Source organism: Nocardioides alkalitolerans DSM 16699 (genome assembly GCF_000426525.1).
GTDB classification, from domain to species: Bacteria; Actinomycetota; Actinomycetes; order Propionibacteriales; family Nocardioidaceae; genus Nocardioides; species Nocardioides alkalitolerans.
This window is the reverse complement of sequence record NZ_AUFN01000015.1, coordinates 34,594-53,860: the sequence shown is the minus strand read 5'-3', so window position 1 is coordinate 53,860 and position 19,267 is coordinate 34,594. Positions and strand designations below refer to the sequence as shown.

The following is a 19,267-nucleotide window of genomic DNA, read 5'->3' as shown; positions in this document are numbered from 1 at the left end:
ACGGTCTGGTTCACGAGAGGGACTCCACGATCGGGCCGAGGGTGAGGACGGGGACGTAGGTCAGTCCGACGACGACCAGCGCGACACCCGTGAGGAGGACGACGAACAGCGGACGGTGGGTCGAGAGCGTCCCGGGGCCGGGGGGCAGCGGGCGCTGGCTCGAGAAGCGGCCGGCGAGGGCCAGCACCGCGATGATCGGGACGAACCGGCCGAGCAGCATGCAGAGCCCGAGCAGGGTGTTCCAGAACGGGGTGCCCGAGGTGAGGCCGCCGAAGGCGGAGCCGTTGTTGTTCGACGCCGAGGTGACGGCGTAGAGCGCCTCGGAGAACCCGTGGGGTCCCGACTCCTGGAGGCCGGCCACGCCGGCCGGCGCGGTGACGGCCACGGCGAGCGCGGTGAGCAGGACGACGGGCGTCGCGAGCACGTACGCCGCGACGAGCACGATCTCGCGCTGGCCGATCTTCTTGCCGAGGTACTCGGGCGTGCGCCCCACCATGAGGCCGGAGAGGAACACGGTGAGGACGGCGAGCATCAGCATCCCGTAGAGGCCGGAGCCGACCCCGCCCGGTGCGATCTCGCCGAGCATCATGTTGAACAGGGCCACGCCCCCGCCGGGGGCGGTGAACGAGTCGTGCGTGGAGTTCACGGCGCCCGTCGAGGTGCCGGTGGTCGCCGCGCCGAACAGCGCCGAGCCCGCCGTGCCGAACCGGGTCTCCTTGCCCTCCAGCGCGCCGCCCGCCAGGGCGGGGGCCGAGCCCGGCCCGGCCATCTCGGCCCAGGTCAGGAGCGTGACGCTGACGACCAGCAGGATCGCCATGACGCTCAGGACGGCGACGCCCTGGCGGCGGTCCTTCACGATGTGGCCGAACGCCCAGGCCATCGCGAACGGGACCAGCAGCATGAGGAAGATCGCGAGGATGTTGGTGAGCGGCGTGGGGTTCTCGAACGGGTGGGCGGAGTTGGCGTTGTAGAAGCCGCCGCCGTTGGTGCCGAGCTGCTTGATCACCTCCTGGCTCGCGACGGGTCCGCCGGTGAGCGACTGGGAGCCGCCGCTGAGCGTCTCGAGCAGCCGGGGGGCGGCGAGGTTCTGGACGACGCCGAGCAGCACCAGGACCACGGCGCCGACCACCGCGATGGGCAGCAGGACGCGCAGGACGCCGCGGACGACGTCGACCCAGAAGTTGCCGACCCGGCCCGCGCCGTGGGTGCGGGCGAGACCGCGCGCGAAGGCGGCCGCGACGGCCATGCCGACGGCGGCGGAGACGAAGTTCTGCACGGTCAGGCCGGTCATCTGCACGAGGTGGCCGAGGGCGGCCTCACCGGAGTACCACTGCCAGTTCGTGTTGGTGACGAAGCTGACCGCGGTGTTCCAGGCGCCGTCGGCCGGCAGCCCGTCGAAGCCGAGGGAGAGCGGGAGCAGGTGCTGCAGCCGGCCGAGGGCGTAGAGCACGAGGAGGCCGACGAGCGAGAAGCCCAGGACCGAGAGGGCGTAGGTGCGCCAGTGCTGGTCGGCGTCCGGGTCGAGGCGCAGGGCGCGGTAGGCGCCGCGCTCGAGCCGCGTGTGCGACTCGGAGGTGTAGGTGCGTGCGAGGTGGCGCCCCAGCAGGGGGACGGTCAGCGCCAGGAGCAGGACGAGGACGGCGACCTGCCCGAGGGCGGGGAGGAGCTCGCTCACCGCTCACCTCCGGCGGGCCGCTCGTCGTCGGTACGGCGGGCGACGAGCCCGGTGAGGACGGCCAGGGCGGCGAACACGCCCAGCGTCAGGAGCAGGTAGAGAAGGTCGGTCACAAGAGATTCCTAGACCCGCGCGGCGGGGGCCTCGCGCGTCCTTGACGCTCTCCGTACGGCGCCCGGCGCGGTCTTGACGCAATCCTTACGGGCGACTGTCGGGGCCGGCGCGGGCGTCGTACGCCCACCCGCTTCCCGCCGCCGGGCGCGCCCACCTAGCCTGGCGGCCACGCCGGCCCGACCACGGGGCCGGCCCGGTGCCAGGGAGGTGCTCGTGGCGAGGTCCGACTCGGGTGAGTCGGTGGTCGAGCGGGTCGTGCGGATCCTGGAGGCGTTCGACCCCGAGATGCCGGCGCTCACCATCGGCGCCCTCGCCGAGCGCGCCGACCTGACGACCTCGACGACGTCGCGGCTGGTCGACCAGATGGTCTCGCACGGGCTGCTGCGCCGCGACGACCAGCGCCGGGTGCGGGTCGGCATCCGGATGTGGGAGCTGGCGTCCCGCGCGTCGCCCACGCTCGCGCTCCGCCAGGTGGCGATGCCGTTCATGGAGGACCTGCTCGCGATCGTCGGCCACCACACCCAGCTCGGCGTGCTCGACCAGCGCGAGGTGCTGTTCCTCGAGCGGCTCTCGGCCCGCAACGCGGTCATCAACATCACCAAGATCGCCGGGCGCCTGCCGCTGCACGCCTCCTCGAGCGGGGTCGTGCTGCTGGCCCACGCCTCGCGGGCCCTGCAGGAGGAGGTGCTGCGGGCGCCCCTGCGCACCTACACCGACCGCACCGTGCGCGACCCCGTCGAGCTGCGGCGCATGCTGGCCGAGGTACGGCGCGTGGGGTACGCCGTGTGCCCGGGGTTCATCGACCCGGCCGCCACCGGGGTGGCCGTGCCCGTCCGCGATCCGCGGGGGCGGGTGATCGCCGGGCTGGCCATCGTCGTGCCGAGCGAGGGCGACCACGTCACCGCCAACCTCGGGGCGCTCCGGGCCGCCGGGCGCGGGCTCGAACGGGCGCTGCGGGGACCGGTGCTGGGGGAGTAGGCGCCCGGGCGGGGAGCCGACGAGGTGACCCCGATCACCGCCGTCGGCCCATTGAACGGGATTGCGGTCGTGACCGGGGTCACTCGTTCTGCATCCTCCCGGCATGTCCAGCAGCACGATCTCCCCGAGCGCCACCCTCCCGGCCACGCCGTCCGGCCAGGTCACCCTCGCCGTCGTCGCGAAGACCGTCGAGGCCGACGGCGTGTGCCGCCTCCGCCTCGCCGACCCGGCCGGACGACGGGTGCCCGACTGGGCCCCGGGCGCCCACATCGACCTCGGTCTCGCCGACGGCACGACCCGCCAGTACTCGCTGTGCGGCGACCGCTGGGACCCCTACGCCTACGAGGTCGCGGTGCTCCGCGAGCCCGACGGGCGGGGCGGCTCGGCGTACGTGCACGACGTGCTCGCCGAGGGCGACGCCGTCGAGGTGGGCGGCCCACGCAACAACTTCGCCCTCGTGCCCGCCGACCGCTACCTCTTCGTCGCCGGCGGCATCGGCATCACGCCCCTGCTGCCGATGCTGGAGCAGGCCGCGATGCTCGGCACCCCGTGGACGCTCCTGTACGGCGGGCGCACCTCCGCCTCGATGGCCTTCCTCGACCGGCTGGCCCGCTGGGGCGACCACGTCGTCGTACGCCCGCAGGAGACCCACGGCCTGCTCGACGTCGCCGGCGCCGTCGCCGCCCAGCCCGCCGGCACCAAGGTCTACTGCTGCGGCCCGGCGCCGCTGCTCGCCGCCGTCGAGGCGGCCTGCGTCGACCTGCCCGCGGGGCACCTGCGGCTCGAGCGGTTCACCGCCCGGGAGCAGGGCCCGCCGGCGCGCACCACGCCGTACGAGATCGAGCTGGCCACCAGCGGCCGGGTGCTCGACGTGGCGCCCGGCACCAGCGTGCTCGACGCGCTCAGCGAGGCCGGGGTGCCGGTGCTCGCCTCGTGCCGCCAGGGCGTCTGCGGCACCTGCGAGACCACCGTGCTCGCCGGCGTGCCGGACCACCGCGACTCCCTGCTCGACGACGACGAGCGTCGCCGGGGCGACTGCTTCTACCCCTGCGTCTCCCGGTCGGCCTCCGACCGCCTCGTCCTCGACCTCTGACCACCAGGAGCCCCCCATGAGCATGCACGCACCGCCGGTCCCGCCCCTCGCGGCGACCGCACCGACGACGTCCGACGTCCCCACGATGGACGTCGACCCCTTCTCCGACGAGGTCCTCGTCGACCCCCTGCCGTTCCACGAGGCGCTGCGCGAGACCGGGCCGCTCGTGCTGCTCGAGCGCTACGGCATCTACGGCATGGGCCGCTACGAGGAGGTGCACGCCGCGCTCGTCGACTGGCAGGGCTTCCAGTCGGCGGCCGGCGTCGGGCTCAGCAACTTCCGCCGCGAGACGCCGTGGCGTCCGCCGAGCCTGCTGCTCGAGACCGACCCGCCGCACCACGACGCCCCCCGCCACGTGCTCGAGCCGATCCTGGCGCCCCGCTCGCTGCGCCGCCTGCGCGAGCGGTGGGCGGCGGCCGCCGAGACGTTCGTCGACGAGCTGCTGGAGCGCGAGGAGGTCGACGCCGTGCGCGACATCGCCGAGACCTTCCCGCTGCGGGTGTTCCCCGACGCCGTGGGCCTGCCGCAGGAGGGCCGCCAGCACCTGCTGCCCTACGGCGACCACCTCTTCAACGCCTTCGGGCCCGACAACCACCTGGTCGAGAAGGGCAAGGCCCGCATCGGCGCGATCGCCGCGTCGGTCGACGCCCAGTGCCGGCGCGACGTGCTCTCCCCGGACGGGTTCGGCGCCCAGATCTGGGCCGCCGCCGACCGCGGCGACATCACCCACGCGCAGGCACCCACGATCGTGCGGTCGCTGCTCTCGGCGGGCGTCGACACCACGGTGCACGCGCTCGGCGGCGTGCTCCAGGGCTTCCTCCGCTTCCCCGACCAGTGGCAGGTCCTGCGCGCGCAGCCCTCCCGGGCCCGGGTCGCGTTCGACGAGGCCATCCGCTGGGAGTCGCCCGTGCAGACGTTCTTCCGCACGGCCACGCGCGACATCGCGGTCGCGGGCGGCGTCGTGCCCGAGGGCGAGAAGATCCTGATGTTCCTCGGCTCCGCCAACCACGACCCCCGCCGCTGGCACGACCCCGACCGGTTCGACCTCGACCGCGACCCCTCGGGCCACGTCGGGTTCGGCATGGGCATCCACCAGTGCGTCGGCCAGCACGTCGCCCGCCTCGAGGCGGAGAGCCTGCTGCACGCGCTCGCCCGCCGGGTGGAGCGCATCGAGCCGGCCGGAGAGCCGCGCCGCCACCTCAACAACACCATGCGGGCCTGGGCCTCCATGCCCGTCCGGCTGGTGGCCGCGTGAGCGCGTCGGTCGCGGCCGGGAGCCGGACCGAGACCGTCGCCGAGCGCGTCGGACGGGCGCTGGCGCAGGAGGGGCTGAGCCAGGTCTTCGGCGTCGTCGGGAGCGGCAACTTCGCGGTCACGAACGCCCTGCGCGCCCACGGGGCGTCGTACGTCGCCGCCCGCCACGAGACCGGCGCCACGGTGATGGCCGACGTGCACGCCCGCACCACGGGCGAGGTCGCCGCCGTCTCCCTGCACCAGGGGTGCGGCTACAGCAACGCGGTCACGGGCATCGCCGAGGCCGCGAAGAGCCACACGCCGCTCCTCGTGCTCACCGCCGAGACCCCCGCGAGCCAGCCCCTCGCGAACTTCGCCGTCGACCAGGAGGCGCTGGCCCGCGCGGTCGGGGCCGACTTCGTGCGGCTCTCGTCGTCGCGCACGGCGGCCGCCGACGCGGTCGCGGCCTACCGGCGGGCGCGCGACGAGCGGCGCACCGTGGTGCTGAGCATGCCGCTCGACGTGCAGGCGGCCCCGGCGCACGACGACGACCGGCCCGCCCGGGCGACCGTGCTGCGCCGCCCCGGCCCGTCGGTCGCGGCGGTCGACGACCTGCGGTCGTTGCTGCTGGTGGCCGAGCGTCCGGTCTTCGTCTGCGGACGCGGTGCGCGCCACGCCGGCCCCGAGCTGCGCGAGCTCGCCCGCCGTACGGGCGCCCTGCTCGTCACCAGCGCCGTGGCCCGTGGGCTGCTCGAGGACGAGGCGTGGCACGCCGGGGTCATGGGCGGGTTCGGCACCCCGCTGAGCCAGCAGCTCCTGCGGGACGCCGACCTCGTGGTGGCCTGGGGCGCGAGCCTCAACCGCTGGACGACGCTGGACGGCGACCTGCTCGCCCACGCCTCCACGGTGGTGCACGTGGACGACGACGCCGCGGCCGTGGGCCTGCACCGCGCGGTCGACGTGGGCGTGGTCGCCGACGTCGCCGAGGTCGCCACCGCGCTCCTGCGCGAGCTCGCCGGCGTCGAGCGTCAGGGCTACCGCACCGAGGAGGTGGCCCGGCGCCTCAAGGTCGAGGGTCGCTGGCGCGACGTGGGGTACGACGACAACGGCACCGCCACGACGGTGGACCCGCGCACCCTCACCTTCGCCCTCGACGACCTGCTGCCGGTCGAGCGCGCCGTGGTCACCGACGTCGGCAACTTCTCGGGCTGGCCCGCCATGTTCCTCACGGTGCCCGACCCGGCCGGCTACTGCCTGCCGCTCGCTTTCCAGTGCGTCGGCCTCGGGCTCGCCGCGGCCGTCGGCCTCGCCGTCGCGCAGCCGGACCGCACGGTCGTCTGCGGCGTCGGCGACGGCGGGTTCCACATGGGCCTCGCCGAGCTCGAGACCGCCGTGCGCCTCGGTCTGCGGATCGTCGTCGTGGTCTACGACGACCACGCGTACGGCGCGGAGGTGCACCACTTCGCGGACGACCACGTCACCGGGGAGGGCGGCGTCGACCTGGGCGCCGTCACCTTCCCGCCGGCCGACATCGCGGCCATCGCTCGGGGGATGGGCGCCGCAGCACGGACGGTGCGCCACGTCGACGACCTCGCCGAGGTCGCCGACCGGCTCGCCGGGGAGGCCGCCGGCCCCCTCGTCGTCCATGCCCTCATCACGCCCACTCCGTCCTGGATGCTCGCCCACGCCTTCGCGGGCGAGGCCGGCCAGGACTGATGCATCCCACCCCGACCGGCAGCCGCCGGTCGCAGAAAGGAACCTCGCATGACGCTCCGCCCCCGCCGTACCGGCACCGCCGCCGCAGCGACGATCGCGCTCACCCTCCTCCTCTCCGCCTGCGGCGGGGGTGACGGCGACGGTGACGCCGCCGCCGAGACGGTCCAGATCGGCTACTTCCCGCTCGTCCACACCGCCACCGCCGTCGAGGCCGACGAGGCGGGACTGTTCGAGGACGCCGGGCTCGACGTCGAGCTCGTCGCCACCGCGGGCGGCGCCCAGGCGATCCCCGGGCTGATGGCCGGTGACTACGACGTCACCTACGCCAACTACACGTCCGCCATCCTGGCCGCCCAGCAGGGACTCCCGATCGTCTTCGTGGCGGGCAACGACGTCGGCGCCTCCGACCACGGCATCTTCGTCGCGGCGGACTCGCCGATCCAGGAGGTCGCCGACCTCGACGGGGCCACCTTCGCGGTGAACAACCTCCAGAACATCGGCACCGTCGCCATCAAGGCCCAGCTCGAGGACGCCGGCCTCGACGCCGACGCGGTCTCGCTGGTGGAGATGCCCTACCCCGACATGCAGGCCGCCCTCGACCGCGGCGACGTCGACGCGATCTGGCAGGTCGAGCCCTTCCAGGCCAGCGCCACCGCCGCCGGGCTGCGCAAGGTCGACGACCTCTTCTCCGGCCCCGTCGAGGGCATGCCCGTCGCGGGCTGGATCACCACGAAGCAGTTCGCCCAGGAGAACGCCGACGCGATCGACGACATCCGGACGGCGCTGGCCGACTCCGCCGAGCAGCTCGACGGCGACCGCGAGCGCCTCGTCGAGCTCGTGCCCACCTACACGCAGGTGCCGGCCGAGGTGGTCGAGCAGGTCGAGCTGCCCAGCTGGGACGCCGAGCTCGACGAGGAGGCGCTGCAGCGCACCGCCGACCTGATGCTCGAGTACGGCATCATCGACGACTCCTTCGACGTCGCGTCGATGATGCCGTGATGTCCGCGTCCACCCCCACCCTCGAGGCGGCCACGGCGCCGCCCCGGTCGTCGAGCCCGCCCGCGCCGCCGGTGCGGCGGACCCGGCGCCCCGTGCCGAACGCGGTGCTCGGCACCGCGGGGCTCCTCGGCTTCCTGCTGCTGCTCGAGCTGGTGCCGCGGCTGGGCATCGTGAACCCCGCCTACCTGCCGCCGTTCAGCGAGATGGTGCGCGCGCTCGTGACGCAGGCCGGGGACGCCGTGTTCTGGGAGGCGCTCTCCGCCACCCTGCGGGGATGGGCCCTCGGGCTCGCGATCGCCCTCGCCGCGGGCGTTGTCGTCGGCGTGGTGCTCGGCAGCTCCACGTTCCTCCGGGAGGCCACCGCGACGACGGTCGAGTTCCTGCGCCCGATCCCGTCGGTCGCCCTCATCCCCGTCGTGGTGCTGCTCTTCGGCAGCAGCATGACCTCGACCCTGCTGCTCGTGGTGTACGCGAGCTTCTGGCAGGTGCTGGTGCAGGTCGTGTACGGCGTGCAGGACATCGACCCCGTCGCCCACGAGACCGCCCGGTCCTACCGGCTGAGCACGTGGCGCCGGATCCGGACGGTCGTGTGGCCGACGGTGATGCCGTACGCGATGACCGGGTTCCGCCTGGCCGCCGCCGTCGCACTCATCCTCGAGATCACGGGCGAGCTGATCATCGGCTCGCCCGGCCTCGGCCGGATCATCGCGCTGGCACAGTCCGCCGGCGCGGTGGAGAACATGTACGCCCTGGTGCTCGTCACCGGCCTCATCGGCGTGGCGGTCAACCTGCTGGCCCGGGCCGTCGAGCGACGGGCGCTGCACTGGCACCCCTCGATCCGGGGAGCGGCGTCGTGACCGGGGCGGCGACCGACGTCGTACGGCGTGCGCTGCTCGCTCTGACGCTGCCGGTCGTGCTCGTCGCGACCTGGTGGTTCGCCACCGCGGGCTCGACCAGCTTCTACTGGCCGCCGCTGGCGGACATCGCGACGGCGTTCACCGAGACCTGGACGGGGGAGCGCATCGCCGCCGACGTGCTGCCGAGCTTGGTGCGCCTCACGACGGGCCTGGCGATCGCGATCGTCCTCGGCGTCGCCGGCGGCCTGCTCATCGGGTCGTCGCGGGTGCTGCGGGCGGTGCTCGAGCCGCCGATGGAGCTGCTCCGGGCGATCCCGCCGCCGGTGCTGGTGCCGGTCATCATGCTGTTCGCCGGCATCGGCGACGGCATGAAGGTGGCCGTCATCGCGTCCGGCTGCGTGTGGCCGGTGCTGCTCAACACGGTCGAGGGCGTGCGCGGGGTCGACCCCGTGCTGCGCGAGACCGCCCGCAGCTACCGGCTCGGCGGCGCCCGCCGCGTGCGGGTCCTGCTGCTCCGGGCCGCCAGCCCGCAGATCATGGCGGGCGCCCGGCAGGCCCTCGCGATTGGCGTGATCCTCATGGTGATCAGCGAGATGTTCGCCGCGACCAACGGGCTGGGCTTCACGATCGTCCAGTTCCAGCGCAGCTTCGCGATCCCCCAGATGTGGAGCGGGGTCATCCTGCTCGGGCTCATCGGCGTCGCGCTCTCCCTCCTCTTCAAGCTCGTCGAACGTCGCGTCCTGGGCTGGTACCACGGCCTGCGCGCGGCCCAGCGGAAGGCATGACATGACCGTGCACAGCACCATCGAGAAGTCCGCCGCCGGGGCGTCCGGCGGCCCGGGCCCCGTCGCCCTCGACGTCGTCGGCATGGGCAAGACGTACGCCGGCAGCGGCGCGGCCGTCGAGGCGGTCCGCGACCTCACGTTCGCCGTACGCCCCGGGGAGCTCGTCTGCATCGTCGGACCGTCCGGGTGCGGCAAGACCACCCTCCTGCGGTGCATCGCCGGCCTGATGAGCCCGACCGTCGGCGAGGTCGTGCTGGAGGGACGCCGGGTCGACGGCCCGCCCGAGGGCATGGCCGTGGTGTTCCAGGAGTACGGGCGCAGCCTCTTCCCGTGGCTCACGGTCAGCCAGAACGTCGAGCTGCCCCTGAAGGACAAGAAGGGGATCGGCAAGGCCCGGCGGCGCGAGCTCGTCGCCGAGGCGCTCGAGGCGGTCGGGCTGGCCCACGCGGGCGAGCAGTACCCCTGGCAGCTCTCCGGCGGCATGCAGCAGCGGGTGGCGATCGCCCGGGCGGTGGCCTACGAGCCGAAGGTGCTGCTGATGGACGAGCCGTTCGCCGCGGTCGACGCCCAGACCCGCGCCGACCTCGAGGACCTCGTGCGCTCGCTGTGGCACCGGCTCGGCGTCACCGTCCTGTTCGTCACCCACGACATCGACGAGTCGGTCTACCTGGGGGAGCGCGTCATCATCCTCTCCAGCTCGCCGACCGTCGTGCTGGAGGACGTCGTCATCGACCTGCCCGACGACCGCGACCAGCTCACCACCCGGTCGGAGGCGCGGTTCGCCGAGCTGCGGACCCACGTCTACGAGCGGATCCAGGAGGCGAAGCGCGGGCACCGCCCGGCCGCGGCCGGCTGACGGAGGCGGGTCGGGTCGGCGGGTGCGGACTGGCGCCAGCAGAAGGTGCGGGCCACAGTCCGCGCCTTCGGTGGTGCGGGATGACCCAGCAGGACGTCATCCGGATGGTGGCCCAGGGGGCTCGGTTCGTATGACGTTCGCGCCTTCGCGTGGGCCGGGGCGGGCCGGCCGGGGCGGCGGGTGCGGACTGGTGCCGTCGGAAGGCGCGGGCCACAGTCCGCACCCGTCGGTGGTGCGGGAGGACCGAGCGGGACGTCATCCGGATGGTGGCCCAGGGGGCTCGGTTCGTATGACGTCCGCGCCTTCGCGTGGGCCGGGTCGGGCCGGGTCGGGCCGGCCGGGGCGGCGGGTGCGGACTGGCGCCGTCGGAAGGTGCGGGCCACAGTCCGCGCCCGTCGGTGGTGCGGGAGGACCGAGCAGGACGTCATCCGGATGGTGGCCCAGGGGGCTCGGTTCGTATGACGTTCGCGCCCGGGTCGGCCTCCGGGTGCGGTGCCCGAGCGGAGCCGGAGCGGGGGGCCGATCAGCGCTCGACCACCGGCAGCACGAGCCGGCTGGGGCGAGCGCCACCGTGGTGGACCGTCGTGTCGACCGCGACCATGTCGTCGAGGGCCTCCGACGAGATGACGCCGCCGGTGTTGGAGTTGCGGTCGTAGCGGGGGAAGTTGCTGCCGGAGACGTCGAGGCGGATGCGGTGCCCGGGGAGGAACACGTTGGAGGTGACCGACATCTTCACGGTGACCTCGTAGACCTCGCCGGGGGTCATCAGCTCTGGCTCGGCGAGGCTGTTGCGGTAGCGCAGGCGCAGGACGCCATCGCAGAGGTTGATGGCGCGGCCGTCGGGGAAGACGTCGACGAGCTTGGCGGTGAGGTCGGTGTCGACGGTGGACGCCGAGACGAAGACCTTCAGCTCGACGAAGCCCGTCACCTCCACCGGCTCGGTCAGCACCGGGCCCGTGAAGCAGAGGACGTCGTCCCGGCCGTCGACCACCTTCTGGTCCACCGGCCCGACCAGTCCGGGCAGGGCCGGGAGCAGCGAGCCGCCGGCGGTGGGCACGGGGTCGCGGGGGTCGTAGCGGAACCCGTCGCTGCCCTCGGTGGCCGGCGGGTCGAGCTGGAGGGAGCCGTCGCCGTCGCGGGTGTTCGCCGCGCCGCCGCTGGTGAGGTGGTAGTCGGTGTAGCGGGTGTCGGGCAGGGGCCAGTCGGTCTCGTCGCGCCACTGGTCGATGCCCATGACGAAGATCCGCACGCGCGGGGCCGGGGCCGGCGGCGTCCTGCCCCGGAGGTGCTGGTCGAAGAACTCGACGTGCGACACGCTGAGGTCGGCGGTGAGGAACGGGCCGAAGTAGCGGTCGGGGTAGGAGCCGGTGAGGTTGACGTGGTCCCACGGGCCGATGACCAGGCGGGACTGCTCCCGGGCCTCCGGGGAGCCACCGTGGGTGCGGAGCCGGACGAAGTCGGCGACCTGGGCGTGCACCTTGACGTCGTACCAACCCGTGCTGGAGAGCGCCGGCACCAGGACCGACGACATCGAGCGCGACCAGTCCTGGGCGCGCCAGTAGTCGTCGAGGTCGGGGTGGGCCAGCCAGTCGTCGGCCCAGCGGCCCCGCCCGCGCAGCGCCAGGTCGGCCACGGGGGTGGCCTCGTTGGCCTCCCGCTGGGCGACGGCCACCGCGACCAGGCGTTGCAGGGCCGCGGTGTCGGACGTCTCGCCCCGCTCCAGGGCGCGCTGCTCCGCGACGGCGTACATCGTGGCGGTCCACGAGGTGAGCAGGCTCAGGCTGAGCGCGCCGCCCTCGGAGTACCAGAGGCCGGAGTGCCAGTTGGCCGCGGCGACGCTCGGTGCGATGGCCTTGAGGCCCGGGGTGCTGGTCGTGGCGAGCGCCCACTGCGGCATCCCCGTGTAGGACGCGCCGTACGTGCCGAAGGTGCCGTCGCTCCACTCCTGCTCGAGGATCCAGGCCGCCGTGTCCCGCCCGTCGTCGATGTCGTCGCGCTTGGGGACGAAGTCACCCTCCGACGCGAAGGCCCCACGGACGTCCTGGAAGACGACGGCGTAGCCCGCGTGCAGGAACGACAGCAGCGACGGGATGGGGTTGTTCGGGCCGCCGCCGAACAGGGTGGCCTGCTTGCCGTACGGCGTGCGCAGCAGCAGCGTGGGGGCCGTGCCCTCGGCGGGTCGCCACACGTCCGCGCGCAGGGTCACCCCGTCACGCATGGTCATCGGGACGTCGCGCTCGAAGACGTGGTTCACGAGCGGCATTGTGCCCGCCCGCCGCGGCGCCCGGCGGCGTCCCCGCCGTACGGCGGCGTGCCCCTCCGGCGCGCCCCGGGGCAGACACGAGGTGACTGGGAGACGATCATTGCCCGAACGGGGGTGGTCCTGGGATGTCGGTAGGCGTCCACCGGCCGGTCACCCAGAAGGAGCGTCTCGTGGTGTTGCAGGGGGAGGAGCACGGCCAGGTCGGAGCGGGCCGCGCTCGTGACGAGGGCCGGGCCGACGCGTCGCCGGAGCGGGAGCACGACGGACCCGTCGTCCCCCGGTGGTGGCGCTGGGCGGCGTTGGCCCTCTACGCCGTCGCGCTCACCACCTGGATCGTGACCATCGGCCTGCCGAAGGACCAGATCAGCGTCTTCGTGTGGCTCTGGCTCGCCACGTTCGCCTGGTACGCGGGCTACCCGTGGCGCCAGCACGTCCACTTCTTCCGCGACTGGTGGCCGGCGTTCGCCCTGCTGGTGCTCTACATGTACAGCCGCGGACTCTCCGACGAGCTCATCGGCATGCCGGTGCACTGGACGATGCCGATCGACGTCGACCGCTGGATGACGGGCGGCAACGAGCTGCCCACGGAGTACCTGCAGACCTGGCTGTGCGGCGACCCGTGCCTGGTGAGCAGCGAGCCGCGCTGGTACGACCTGCTCCTGACGACCGTCTACAACACCCACTTCGTCGTCGGCCTCGGCCTGGCGCTGGTGCTCTACCTGCGGAACCGCCTCGAGTGGTTCAGCTGGCTCGGCCGCTACGTCGCGATGAACCTCGCCGGTCTCGTGATCTACGTCTTCTACCCGATGGCGCCGCCGTGGCTGGCGTCCGACGAGGGCTACCTCGGGGAGATCGCGCGGCTCACGGGCCGCGGCTGGCGCGACATCGGCCTCGGCGGGTTCCACAGCGACCTCGCCCGCGTCGGCAACCCGGTGGCCGCCATGCCGTCGCTGCACGCGGGCATCGCGATGCTCGTGACCATCTACGCCATCAGCCGGCTGAGCGACCGGCCCTGGCGCTGGCTGCTCGCCGTCTACCCGCTGGCCATGGGCTTCGCGCTCGTCTACTACGGCGAGCACTACGTGATCGACCTCGTCGCCGGTTGGGTGCTCGCGGTCGCCGTGCACGTCGGCTTCACGTGGTGGGAACGCAGGCGCGCCGCGCGTACGGCGGACGCGGCGGCCGTCGTACCCGCCGAGGTCGCAGCCGACCGAGCGAGCTGAGCGGAGCCGCCCGGGGCCGAGTGTGGCGGACCGATGCCGATGTGGCTGGGTCGTACTTGCGTGCGTCCGCCACACTCCCCAGCACGGCTGACACCCCCACGCACGTACGACGACCGCCGCCGGTCGGGGACCGAGGTCCCCGACCGGCGCCGGGCTGTCGTGAAGGTGGTTCAGCCGTGGGCCGTCACGGCCTCCCGCTCGGGGTCGCCCAGATCCAGAAGTGGCGCTGGGTGGGCCGGTAGACCTCGTCGTCCGGGACGAACGTGACGCCGACCTGGTAGCTGCTCTTCACACCCGGGATGACCGGGGTCGCCACCTGGCGCTGGCGCCCGTCGTACCGGTGGGCGGTCGCGATCAGCTGGGCCGTGCCCGCGCGACGGATCGTCACGTAGACGGTGCCGGTGACGGCGCTGCCGTCCTCGCCCTCGTAGTAGACGGTGATCGGCTTGGCGCTGCCGAGCCGGCCGAACGACCACGGGGCCTGCGGGGTGAGGCGCGAGCCGACGCCGTACTGGCCGGGCTGCGGCTCGGGCTCCGGCTCGGGGGCGACGGTCTCGGCGAAGGTCCACGTGCCGGACCCGACCTCGAACAGCGCGCGCCCGTCCTCGACGGCCACCAGCTCGGCCTCGGTGCTGCCGTCGAGGCCCGTCACGACGTTGCCGTCGGCGACGGGCACCGACACGGTCGACGTGGTGTTGACCGGCACCGCGACGGTGGCCTCGGTGAGGCCGCTGCTGCGGTCCCACTCCACGCTGACGGGGCCGCGCTGGGTGTGCGTGGTGCCGCCGGCGGACTCGAGCTCGAGCTCGGGCACGACCACCTCGAACGACCGGGCCCCGGCCTCGGCGATCCGGACGCCGACGATCTCCTCGACCACGTCGGTCATCGAGTTGGCGCTCCAGCCGTGCGACTGGCTGTTCGCCGAGCCGCTCTGCACCCACGACTCGGGCGTGAACGTCAGGCCCTGCTCCAGGGACTGCGCCCAGCCGAAGTCGTCCGGGTTCGTCAGCAGCGCGACGAGGGCGTCGCCCTGGCCGCCCTCGCGGAGCGCCTCCGCGAGCCAGTGCACCGTCATCGGGCCCTGGCGCATGCCCATCGACCCGACGGCGGCGGCCAGCTCCGGCCGGTCCTCCTCGGGAGCGATGTCGAACGCGATCGCGTACGACGTGGAGTGCTGGCCGGCGTGCGGGCTCTGGCTGCCGTCGGCGAGCAGGCCGTCGACGTACAGGCCGTCCTCGCGGCGCAGCTCGGCGTTCATCGTGGCCGCGAGGTCGTCGCGGGCCGAGCGCAGGCCCGCGACGTCGTCGGCGGGCTCGCCGAGCAGCTCGCCCATGTCGGCGACGCGGGTGAGCACGTCGACGGAGAGAGCGTTGACCGTGGTGCGGGCCGCCGCCGTCATGTCGTAGCCGAAGCGGCCGTGCTCGGGCCAGTCGACGATGCCGTACTGGTAGGCGCCGCTGCCCCCGCTGAGCTGGGTGACCAGACCGGCGGTCGGACCCTCGGTGGCGACGTGGCGCAGCACGTAGTCGGCGTTGGCGCGCAGCGCGTCGTACGCCTCGGCCACCATCGCCTCGTCGCCGCTCTGCTGGTAGTAGTCCCAGACCCAGCCCGCCATGGTGAGGCTGAAGTCGGGGATGTCGCGCTTGCCGTCGCCGTTGGGGTAGACGGCGTTGAAGCGGCCGGCGTCGTCGCCCGTGGTCCAGTAGCGCTCCTGCGAGGCGAGGAACTCCCGGATCGCCTGGCGGCTGTGCACCCGCTCGTTGAAGCCGAGCATCGTGGCCTCGGAGATGTTGACGCTGTCGTGGAGGAACTGGCCCTTCTCGCGCGTCGGGGTGTCGACGAACTGCTCCTGCACGGAGTAGAGCGCCGAGCGCGACATGAGGTCCCAGACCTCGTTGAGCGTGTCGTCCGAGCTGGTGAACTCGGCCTGACCGCCCTCGGGCACCTCGGTGTGCACGATCGTCGCGCTCACGTCGTCGACCGTGATCTCCTCGCCCGCGCCGGGGATCTCGAGGTAGCGGAACGCGAGGTGGGTGAAGGCGTCGAAGGTCTGCGCGCCCGCCACCTGGGTGTAGGGGAACGACATGTTCGTGCCCTGGGCGCCGACGCCACTGGTGGCGACGCGCCCGTCCTCCGTGAGGCCGTAGCTGGCGCGAAGGGGCAGGACGCGGCCGGCCACGCCGTCGGTGAACTCGACCGACGGGCGGGCGGGGATCACGACGCCGAAGTCGGCCACGGCCGTGCCGTCGTCGGCGACGAGGATCCGCTCGGGCTGCACGACGGTCTCGGTGATCCGGGACTCCTGACCCGTCAGGGAGGTGAACGGGGCGACCGGGTGGGCACCGATCTCCTCCGCGACGGCCCAGGTGCTGTCGTCGTACCCGAAGGAGGTCCAGTCGCCGATCGCGGCCGCGGCGGTCGCGTCGTAGTGCTCGACGAAGTCGCCCTCGCCGTTGCGGCTGCCGGCGGAGAGGTAGGGCCCGCGGCGGGCGCTCCAGGAGTCGTCGGAGGTGATGACCTGCTCGGTGCCGTCGGCGTACTCGACGACGATGCGGGCGAGCAGGCCCGGGACCCCGGCGGGTCGGCCCTGGCCGCTGCCGTACCAGTGCAGGATCGCGCCGACACCGATCTCGGTGCGGCCCTGGACGAGCTCGGTGACGTCGGCGGCCTGGTAGTAGCCCTCGCCCGGGTAGGAGAAGGACTGGCCGCGGTCGGCGCGCTCGCCGTCGATGAGTAGCTCGTAGGTGTGGCTGCCCGCGACGTAGCTGCGGGCGCGCACGACCTCCTTGTCCTCCAGCTGCACGTCGGTGCGCAGCAGGGTCCAGTCGTCGGGCTCCTGGACGCTGCCGGTGGGCACGGCCCACTGGCCGAGGCCGTCGGAGAAGTCGTCGGCGAGCAGCTCGGTCTCGCCGTCGAGGGAGGTGACGCGCACGTCGTCGAACTCGGCCGTGTCGGTGCCGCTCGAGCTGGAGACCTGGCGGAAGCCGACCGTGCCGGCGGTGGAGCCGGTGTCGGACGGGTCGGTCCAGTCGTCGACCAGGGCACCGTCGAGGAAGGTCTGGAACCGCTGGCCCTCGACGCGGATGCGCACGTCGTACGTCGTGCCCAGCACGATGGCGGGAGTGATCGCGACCGTACGGCGCGCGTCCTGCGGGTAGGCGCCCGCCGTGCGACGGTGGGTCTTGAGGCCGTCGGGGCTGAGCTGCCACATGTAGCCGCTCGCGGTGGTGGGCGCGCGGAACACGATGCCGGCGCCGCGGCTGACCGGGGTCACCTTCATCGACAGCTCGTAGTCGGTCCACTCCGCGCCCTCGCGGGCGAGGGTGAGCTCGTTGGCCGCAGCGCCGCCGTTGCCGGCGATCCGCAGCCGCTCCTCGGGCGTGACGCTGTGGGTGGTGGCGGCACCGGGCGTGCGCTTGATCCACGACGCGCCGTCCCAGTCGGCGTCGCCGATGCCGGTGTCGAACGTCGCGGGCTCCGACCAGGGCGAGACCCGGTCGGTGCGGTCCCAGGTGCGCACCTGCCAGGTGTACGACGCGCCCGGCGCCAGCGCGGGTCCGCCGTAGTCGACGTTGCTCTGCTCGCTCGAGGCCTGCGTGCCGCTGTCCCACACGAGCGCCCCGGCGTCGTCGCGGACCTGCAGCTGGTAGGCCGTCTGGACCTCGTTGGCGTCGGCGTCCTGCGGCAGCCAGCCGAAGCGCGGCGCGCCCTCGACGTTGAGCGGACGGGCGGCGTCGTTGACGGTGGGGGCGGCCGGCGCGGTCGGGGCCGTCGTGCCAGTGGCGGCGGCGCTGAGCGAGGGGGCGCTCGTGATGGGTGCGGTGGCGGTGGCGGTGGCGGTGGCGGTCGCGGTGGCGGCCGGGCCGGCCGTGGCCACCAATCCGGTGGCGAGCAGCGACGCGGAGGCGACCGCGACCCCCGCCCGTTGGACTCTTCTCGATGTCGACATCGTTCTCCTCCCGAGCGGGGCTTCTGTGACCCGCGACACGTGCGGAACGTATAAAACGATTCAACGGGTGGCAATGAAACGTTTTAATCCGTCCATGCACTGGTCAGTAGTGGGGAGTGCTACGCATGGCGAGGGGGTGCGGTGGCGCGGGCGGGCCGTTGGGGGGCGGCTCGAGCGGCGGTGGAGGGGCGGCCGGAGTGGATGGCTCGGGGGAGTGTGGCGGACGGATGCGCCGCAGAGCGGGGCCGGGCTGCGTCCGTCCGCCACACTCCGTGAGGCCCCGGAGTGTGTGGCGGACGGATGCAGGCCGAGGCCGGCTCGAGCTGCGGGCGTCCGCCACACTCAGGCGGGCGGCTCGACGGGCGGCTCGACGGGCGGCTCGGCTGGCGGCTCGGCTGGCGGCTCGGCGGGCGGCTCGACGGGCGGTCAGGCGGGCGGCTCGCCGGGCCTCGTCGGCGCCGTACCGACGGCAGTCACGACCGCGGTCACGGCGGTCTCCAGCTCACGGGCGACGACGCCCGGCTCGGTCGACTCGGAGTCATGGAGGAACGCGGTGGCCCCGCGCTGAAGGCCGCAGTAGTCGAGGATCCCGTGCCCGATCTGGGTGTCGAACGACTGCGCGTAGCCGTGCCGGGCGAAGGACGCGCGTGACGTGCCGCTGATCGGCAGCAGGTGGGCCGTGAGGTGCCCGAGCCGCGGCGCGATGCGGTCGTCGTCGCCGAGGTCGAAGGCCCACCCGGTGATGAACACCCGGTCGATCCAGCCCTTGAGCAGGCCCGGCACCGACCACCAGTAGACCGGGAAGACGAGCACGAGGTCCGTGTGGGCGTCGATGCGTTCCTGCTCGGCGACGACGGCGGGGTCGGGGTGCTGCTGGCCGAGGTAGGTCCGGCGGTCGTCCGGGGTGAAGCGCGGGTCGAATCCCTCCTGGGCGAGGTGGGCCACGGTGGCCGCGCCGCCGAGCGCCTCCTGCAGGCGCTGCGCCGCCTGGTGGGTGAGCGAGTCCGGGTCGGGGTGCGCGGTGACGATCAGCGTGCTCATGCGGCCATGTCTACCGAGGGCACCCCACCGAGCGCGGGGTCAGCCGATGTACGGCGCCCACAGCGACAGGTAGCTCACCCACACGAAGAGGACGAGCAGCCCGAGAACGGTCGCGGCGTACGTCGAGGCCCAGCTGCCGCCCCGCCACCGGGTCGTGACGCCGAGCGCGGCCGGCAGGACGACGAGGCAGGCGCTGAGGCCGACGCCCCAGCCCAGGTCCGTGGTGCCGCCCGGCCCGAGGTCGGACTCCCACCAGACCGCGGCCAGGTAGACGTTGAAGGCGGCCAGGAGGAGGCCAGTCACGACGACCAGCACCCGGCCGACGGGGCCGAGGCGGGGGCGGGGACGGGCGTCGTACGACGGGGTTCTCGGCACGCCGGGACCCTAGCGGCCCCGAGGGACACGTCCTGACGGCACGGGTCGCACCGTTCGGCGGACGGCGGGGCCGGGCGACGGGTTCAATGTCGCCCGGGCACCGCGGTGGG

The 19,267-nt window shown here is 73.6% G+C and carries 14 protein-coding genes; 9 read left to right on the top strand and 5 right to left on the bottom strand.

Translation table 11 applies throughout. The features are described 5' to 3' along the window. Window positions 1-10: 10 nt before the first annotated feature. Window positions 11-1,675: a potassium-transporting ATPase subunit KdpA gene (kdpA, locus tag K329_RS0114755; RefSeq protein ID WP_028473653.1), complete on the bottom strand. Its 1,665-nt coding sequence runs from the start codon at window positions 1,673-1,675 to the stop codon at window positions 11-13. A gap of 327 nt (window positions 1,676-2,002) precedes the next feature. Here kdpA and K329_RS0114745 point away from each other — a divergent pair, with 327 nt between their 5' ends. The 8 genes from K329_RS0114745 (at window position 2,003) to K329_RS0114710 (ending at window position 10,306) form a co-directional block, all read left to right on the top strand. Beyond that, window positions 2,003-2,767, top strand: a complete 765-nt coding sequence (locus K329_RS0114745; protein WP_028473652.1) for an IclR family transcriptional regulator — start codon at window positions 2,003-2,005, stop codon at window positions 2,765-2,767. A gap of 103 nt (window positions 2,768-2,870) precedes the next feature. Beyond that, a complete protein-coding gene (locus tag K329_RS0114740; RefSeq protein ID WP_084541319.1) occupies window positions 2,871-3,860 on the top strand; it encodes a PDR/VanB family oxidoreductase in 990 nt (329 codons plus the stop codon). 16 nt (window positions 3,861-3,876) lie between these two features. Further along, entirely contained in the window at window positions 3,877-5,115 is a 1,239-nt protein-coding gene (locus tag K329_RS0114735; RefSeq protein ID WP_084541318.1) for a cytochrome P450, read from the top strand. Then, window positions 5,112-6,809, top strand: a complete 1,698-nt coding sequence (locus K329_RS0114730) for a thiamine pyrophosphate-binding protein (RefSeq protein WP_052336933.1) — start codon at window positions 5,112-5,114, stop codon at window positions 6,807-6,809. The genes K329_RS0114735 and K329_RS0114730 overlap by 4 nt, the downstream gene beginning before the upstream one ends. 48 nt (window positions 6,810-6,857) lie before the next feature. Next, window positions 6,858-7,808, top strand: coding sequence for an ABC transporter substrate-binding protein (locus tag K329_RS0114725; RefSeq protein WP_028473648.1), 951 nt, complete (start codon window positions 6,858-6,860; stop codon window positions 7,806-7,808). Further along, complete coding sequence (locus tag K329_RS0114720) at window positions 7,808-8,665, top strand: ABC transporter permease (protein WP_084541317.1); 858 nt, start codon at window positions 7,808-7,810, stop codon at window positions 8,663-8,665. Before K329_RS0114725 ends, K329_RS0114720 begins: the two co-directional genes overlap by 1 nt. After that, window positions 8,662-9,450 carry an ABC transporter permease gene (locus tag K329_RS0114715; RefSeq protein WP_028473646.1) on the top strand — a complete coding sequence of 263 codons (789 nt, stop codon included), beginning with the start codon at window positions 8,662-8,664 and terminating at the stop codon, window positions 9,448-9,450. The genes K329_RS0114720 and K329_RS0114715 overlap by 4 nt, the downstream gene beginning before the upstream one ends. Window position 9,451: 1 nt before the next feature. Further along, entirely contained in the window at window positions 9,452-10,306 is an 855-nt protein-coding gene (locus tag K329_RS0114710; protein WP_084541316.1) for an ABC transporter ATP-binding protein, read from the top strand. Between the two features lie 523 nt (window positions 10,307-10,829). Here the strand turns inward: K329_RS0114710 and K329_RS0114705 are convergent. Beyond that, complete coding sequence (locus K329_RS0114705; protein WP_028473644.1) at window positions 10,830-12,560, bottom strand: CocE/NonD family hydrolase; 1,731 nt, start codon at window positions 12,558-12,560, stop codon at window positions 10,830-10,832. A gap of 179 nt (window positions 12,561-12,739) precedes the next feature. Here K329_RS0114705 and K329_RS27030 point away from each other — a divergent pair, with 179 nt between their 5' ends. Further along, window positions 12,740-13,792 carry a phosphatase PAP2 family protein gene (locus K329_RS27030; protein WP_169721598.1) on the top strand — a complete coding sequence of 351 codons (1,053 nt, stop codon included), beginning with the start codon at window positions 12,740-12,742 and terminating at the stop codon, window positions 13,790-13,792. A 184-nt stretch (window positions 13,793-13,976) separates the two neighbouring features. On the opposite strand, the gene K329_RS29670 is transcribed toward K329_RS27030, so the two are convergent. The 3 genes from K329_RS29670 to K329_RS0114685 all read right to left on the bottom strand — a co-directional run bounded on the left by K329_RS29670 (window position 13,977) and on the right by K329_RS0114685 (window position 19,157). Then, complete coding sequence (locus K329_RS29670) at window positions 13,977-17,741, bottom strand: family 78 glycoside hydrolase catalytic domain (RefSeq protein ID WP_157571749.1); 3,765 nt, start codon at window positions 17,739-17,741, stop codon at window positions 13,977-13,979. 426 nt (window positions 17,742-18,167) lie between these two features. Continuing rightward, window positions 18,168-18,782 (bottom strand): NAD(P)H-dependent oxidoreductase, encoded by a 615-nt coding sequence (locus K329_RS0114690; RefSeq protein WP_028473643.1) that lies wholly within the window; start codon window positions 18,780-18,782, stop codon window positions 18,168-18,170. 39 nt (window positions 18,783-18,821) lie between these two features. Next, window positions 18,822-19,157: a hypothetical protein gene (locus K329_RS0114685; protein ID WP_028473642.1), complete on the bottom strand. Its 336-nt coding sequence runs from the start codon at window positions 19,155-19,157 to the stop codon at window positions 18,822-18,824. Window positions 19,158-19,267 lie beyond the last annotated feature (110 nt).

Bases quoted from the DNA above. Each gene is read 5' to 3' on its own strand.
- K329_RS0114720 (WP_084541317.1), top strand. From the start codon at position 7,808: ATGTCCGCGTCCACCCCCACCCTCGAGGCGGCCACGGCGCCGCCCCGG.
- K329_RS0114725 (WP_028473648.1), top strand. From the start codon at position 6,858: ATGACGCTCCGCCCCCGCCGTACCGGCACCGCCGCCGCAGCGACGATC.
- K329_RS0114740 (WP_084541319.1), top strand. From the start codon at position 2,871: ATGTCCAGCAGCACGATCTCCCCGAGCGCCACCCTCCCGGCCACGCCG.
- K329_RS0114690 (WP_028473643.1), bottom strand. From the start codon at position 18,782: ATGAGCACGCTGATCGTCACCGCGCACCCCGACCCGGACTCGCTCACC.
- K329_RS29670 (WP_157571749.1), bottom strand. From the start codon at position 17,741: ATGTCGACATCGAGAAGAGTCCAACGGGCGGGGGTCGCGGTCGCCTCC.
- K329_RS0114735 (WP_084541318.1), top strand. From the start codon at position 3,877: ATGAGCATGCACGCACCGCCGGTCCCGCCCCTCGCGGCGACCGCACCG.
- K329_RS0114710 (WP_084541316.1), top strand. From the start codon at position 9,452: ATGACCGTGCACAGCACCATCGAGAAGTCCGCCGCCGGGGCGTCCGGC.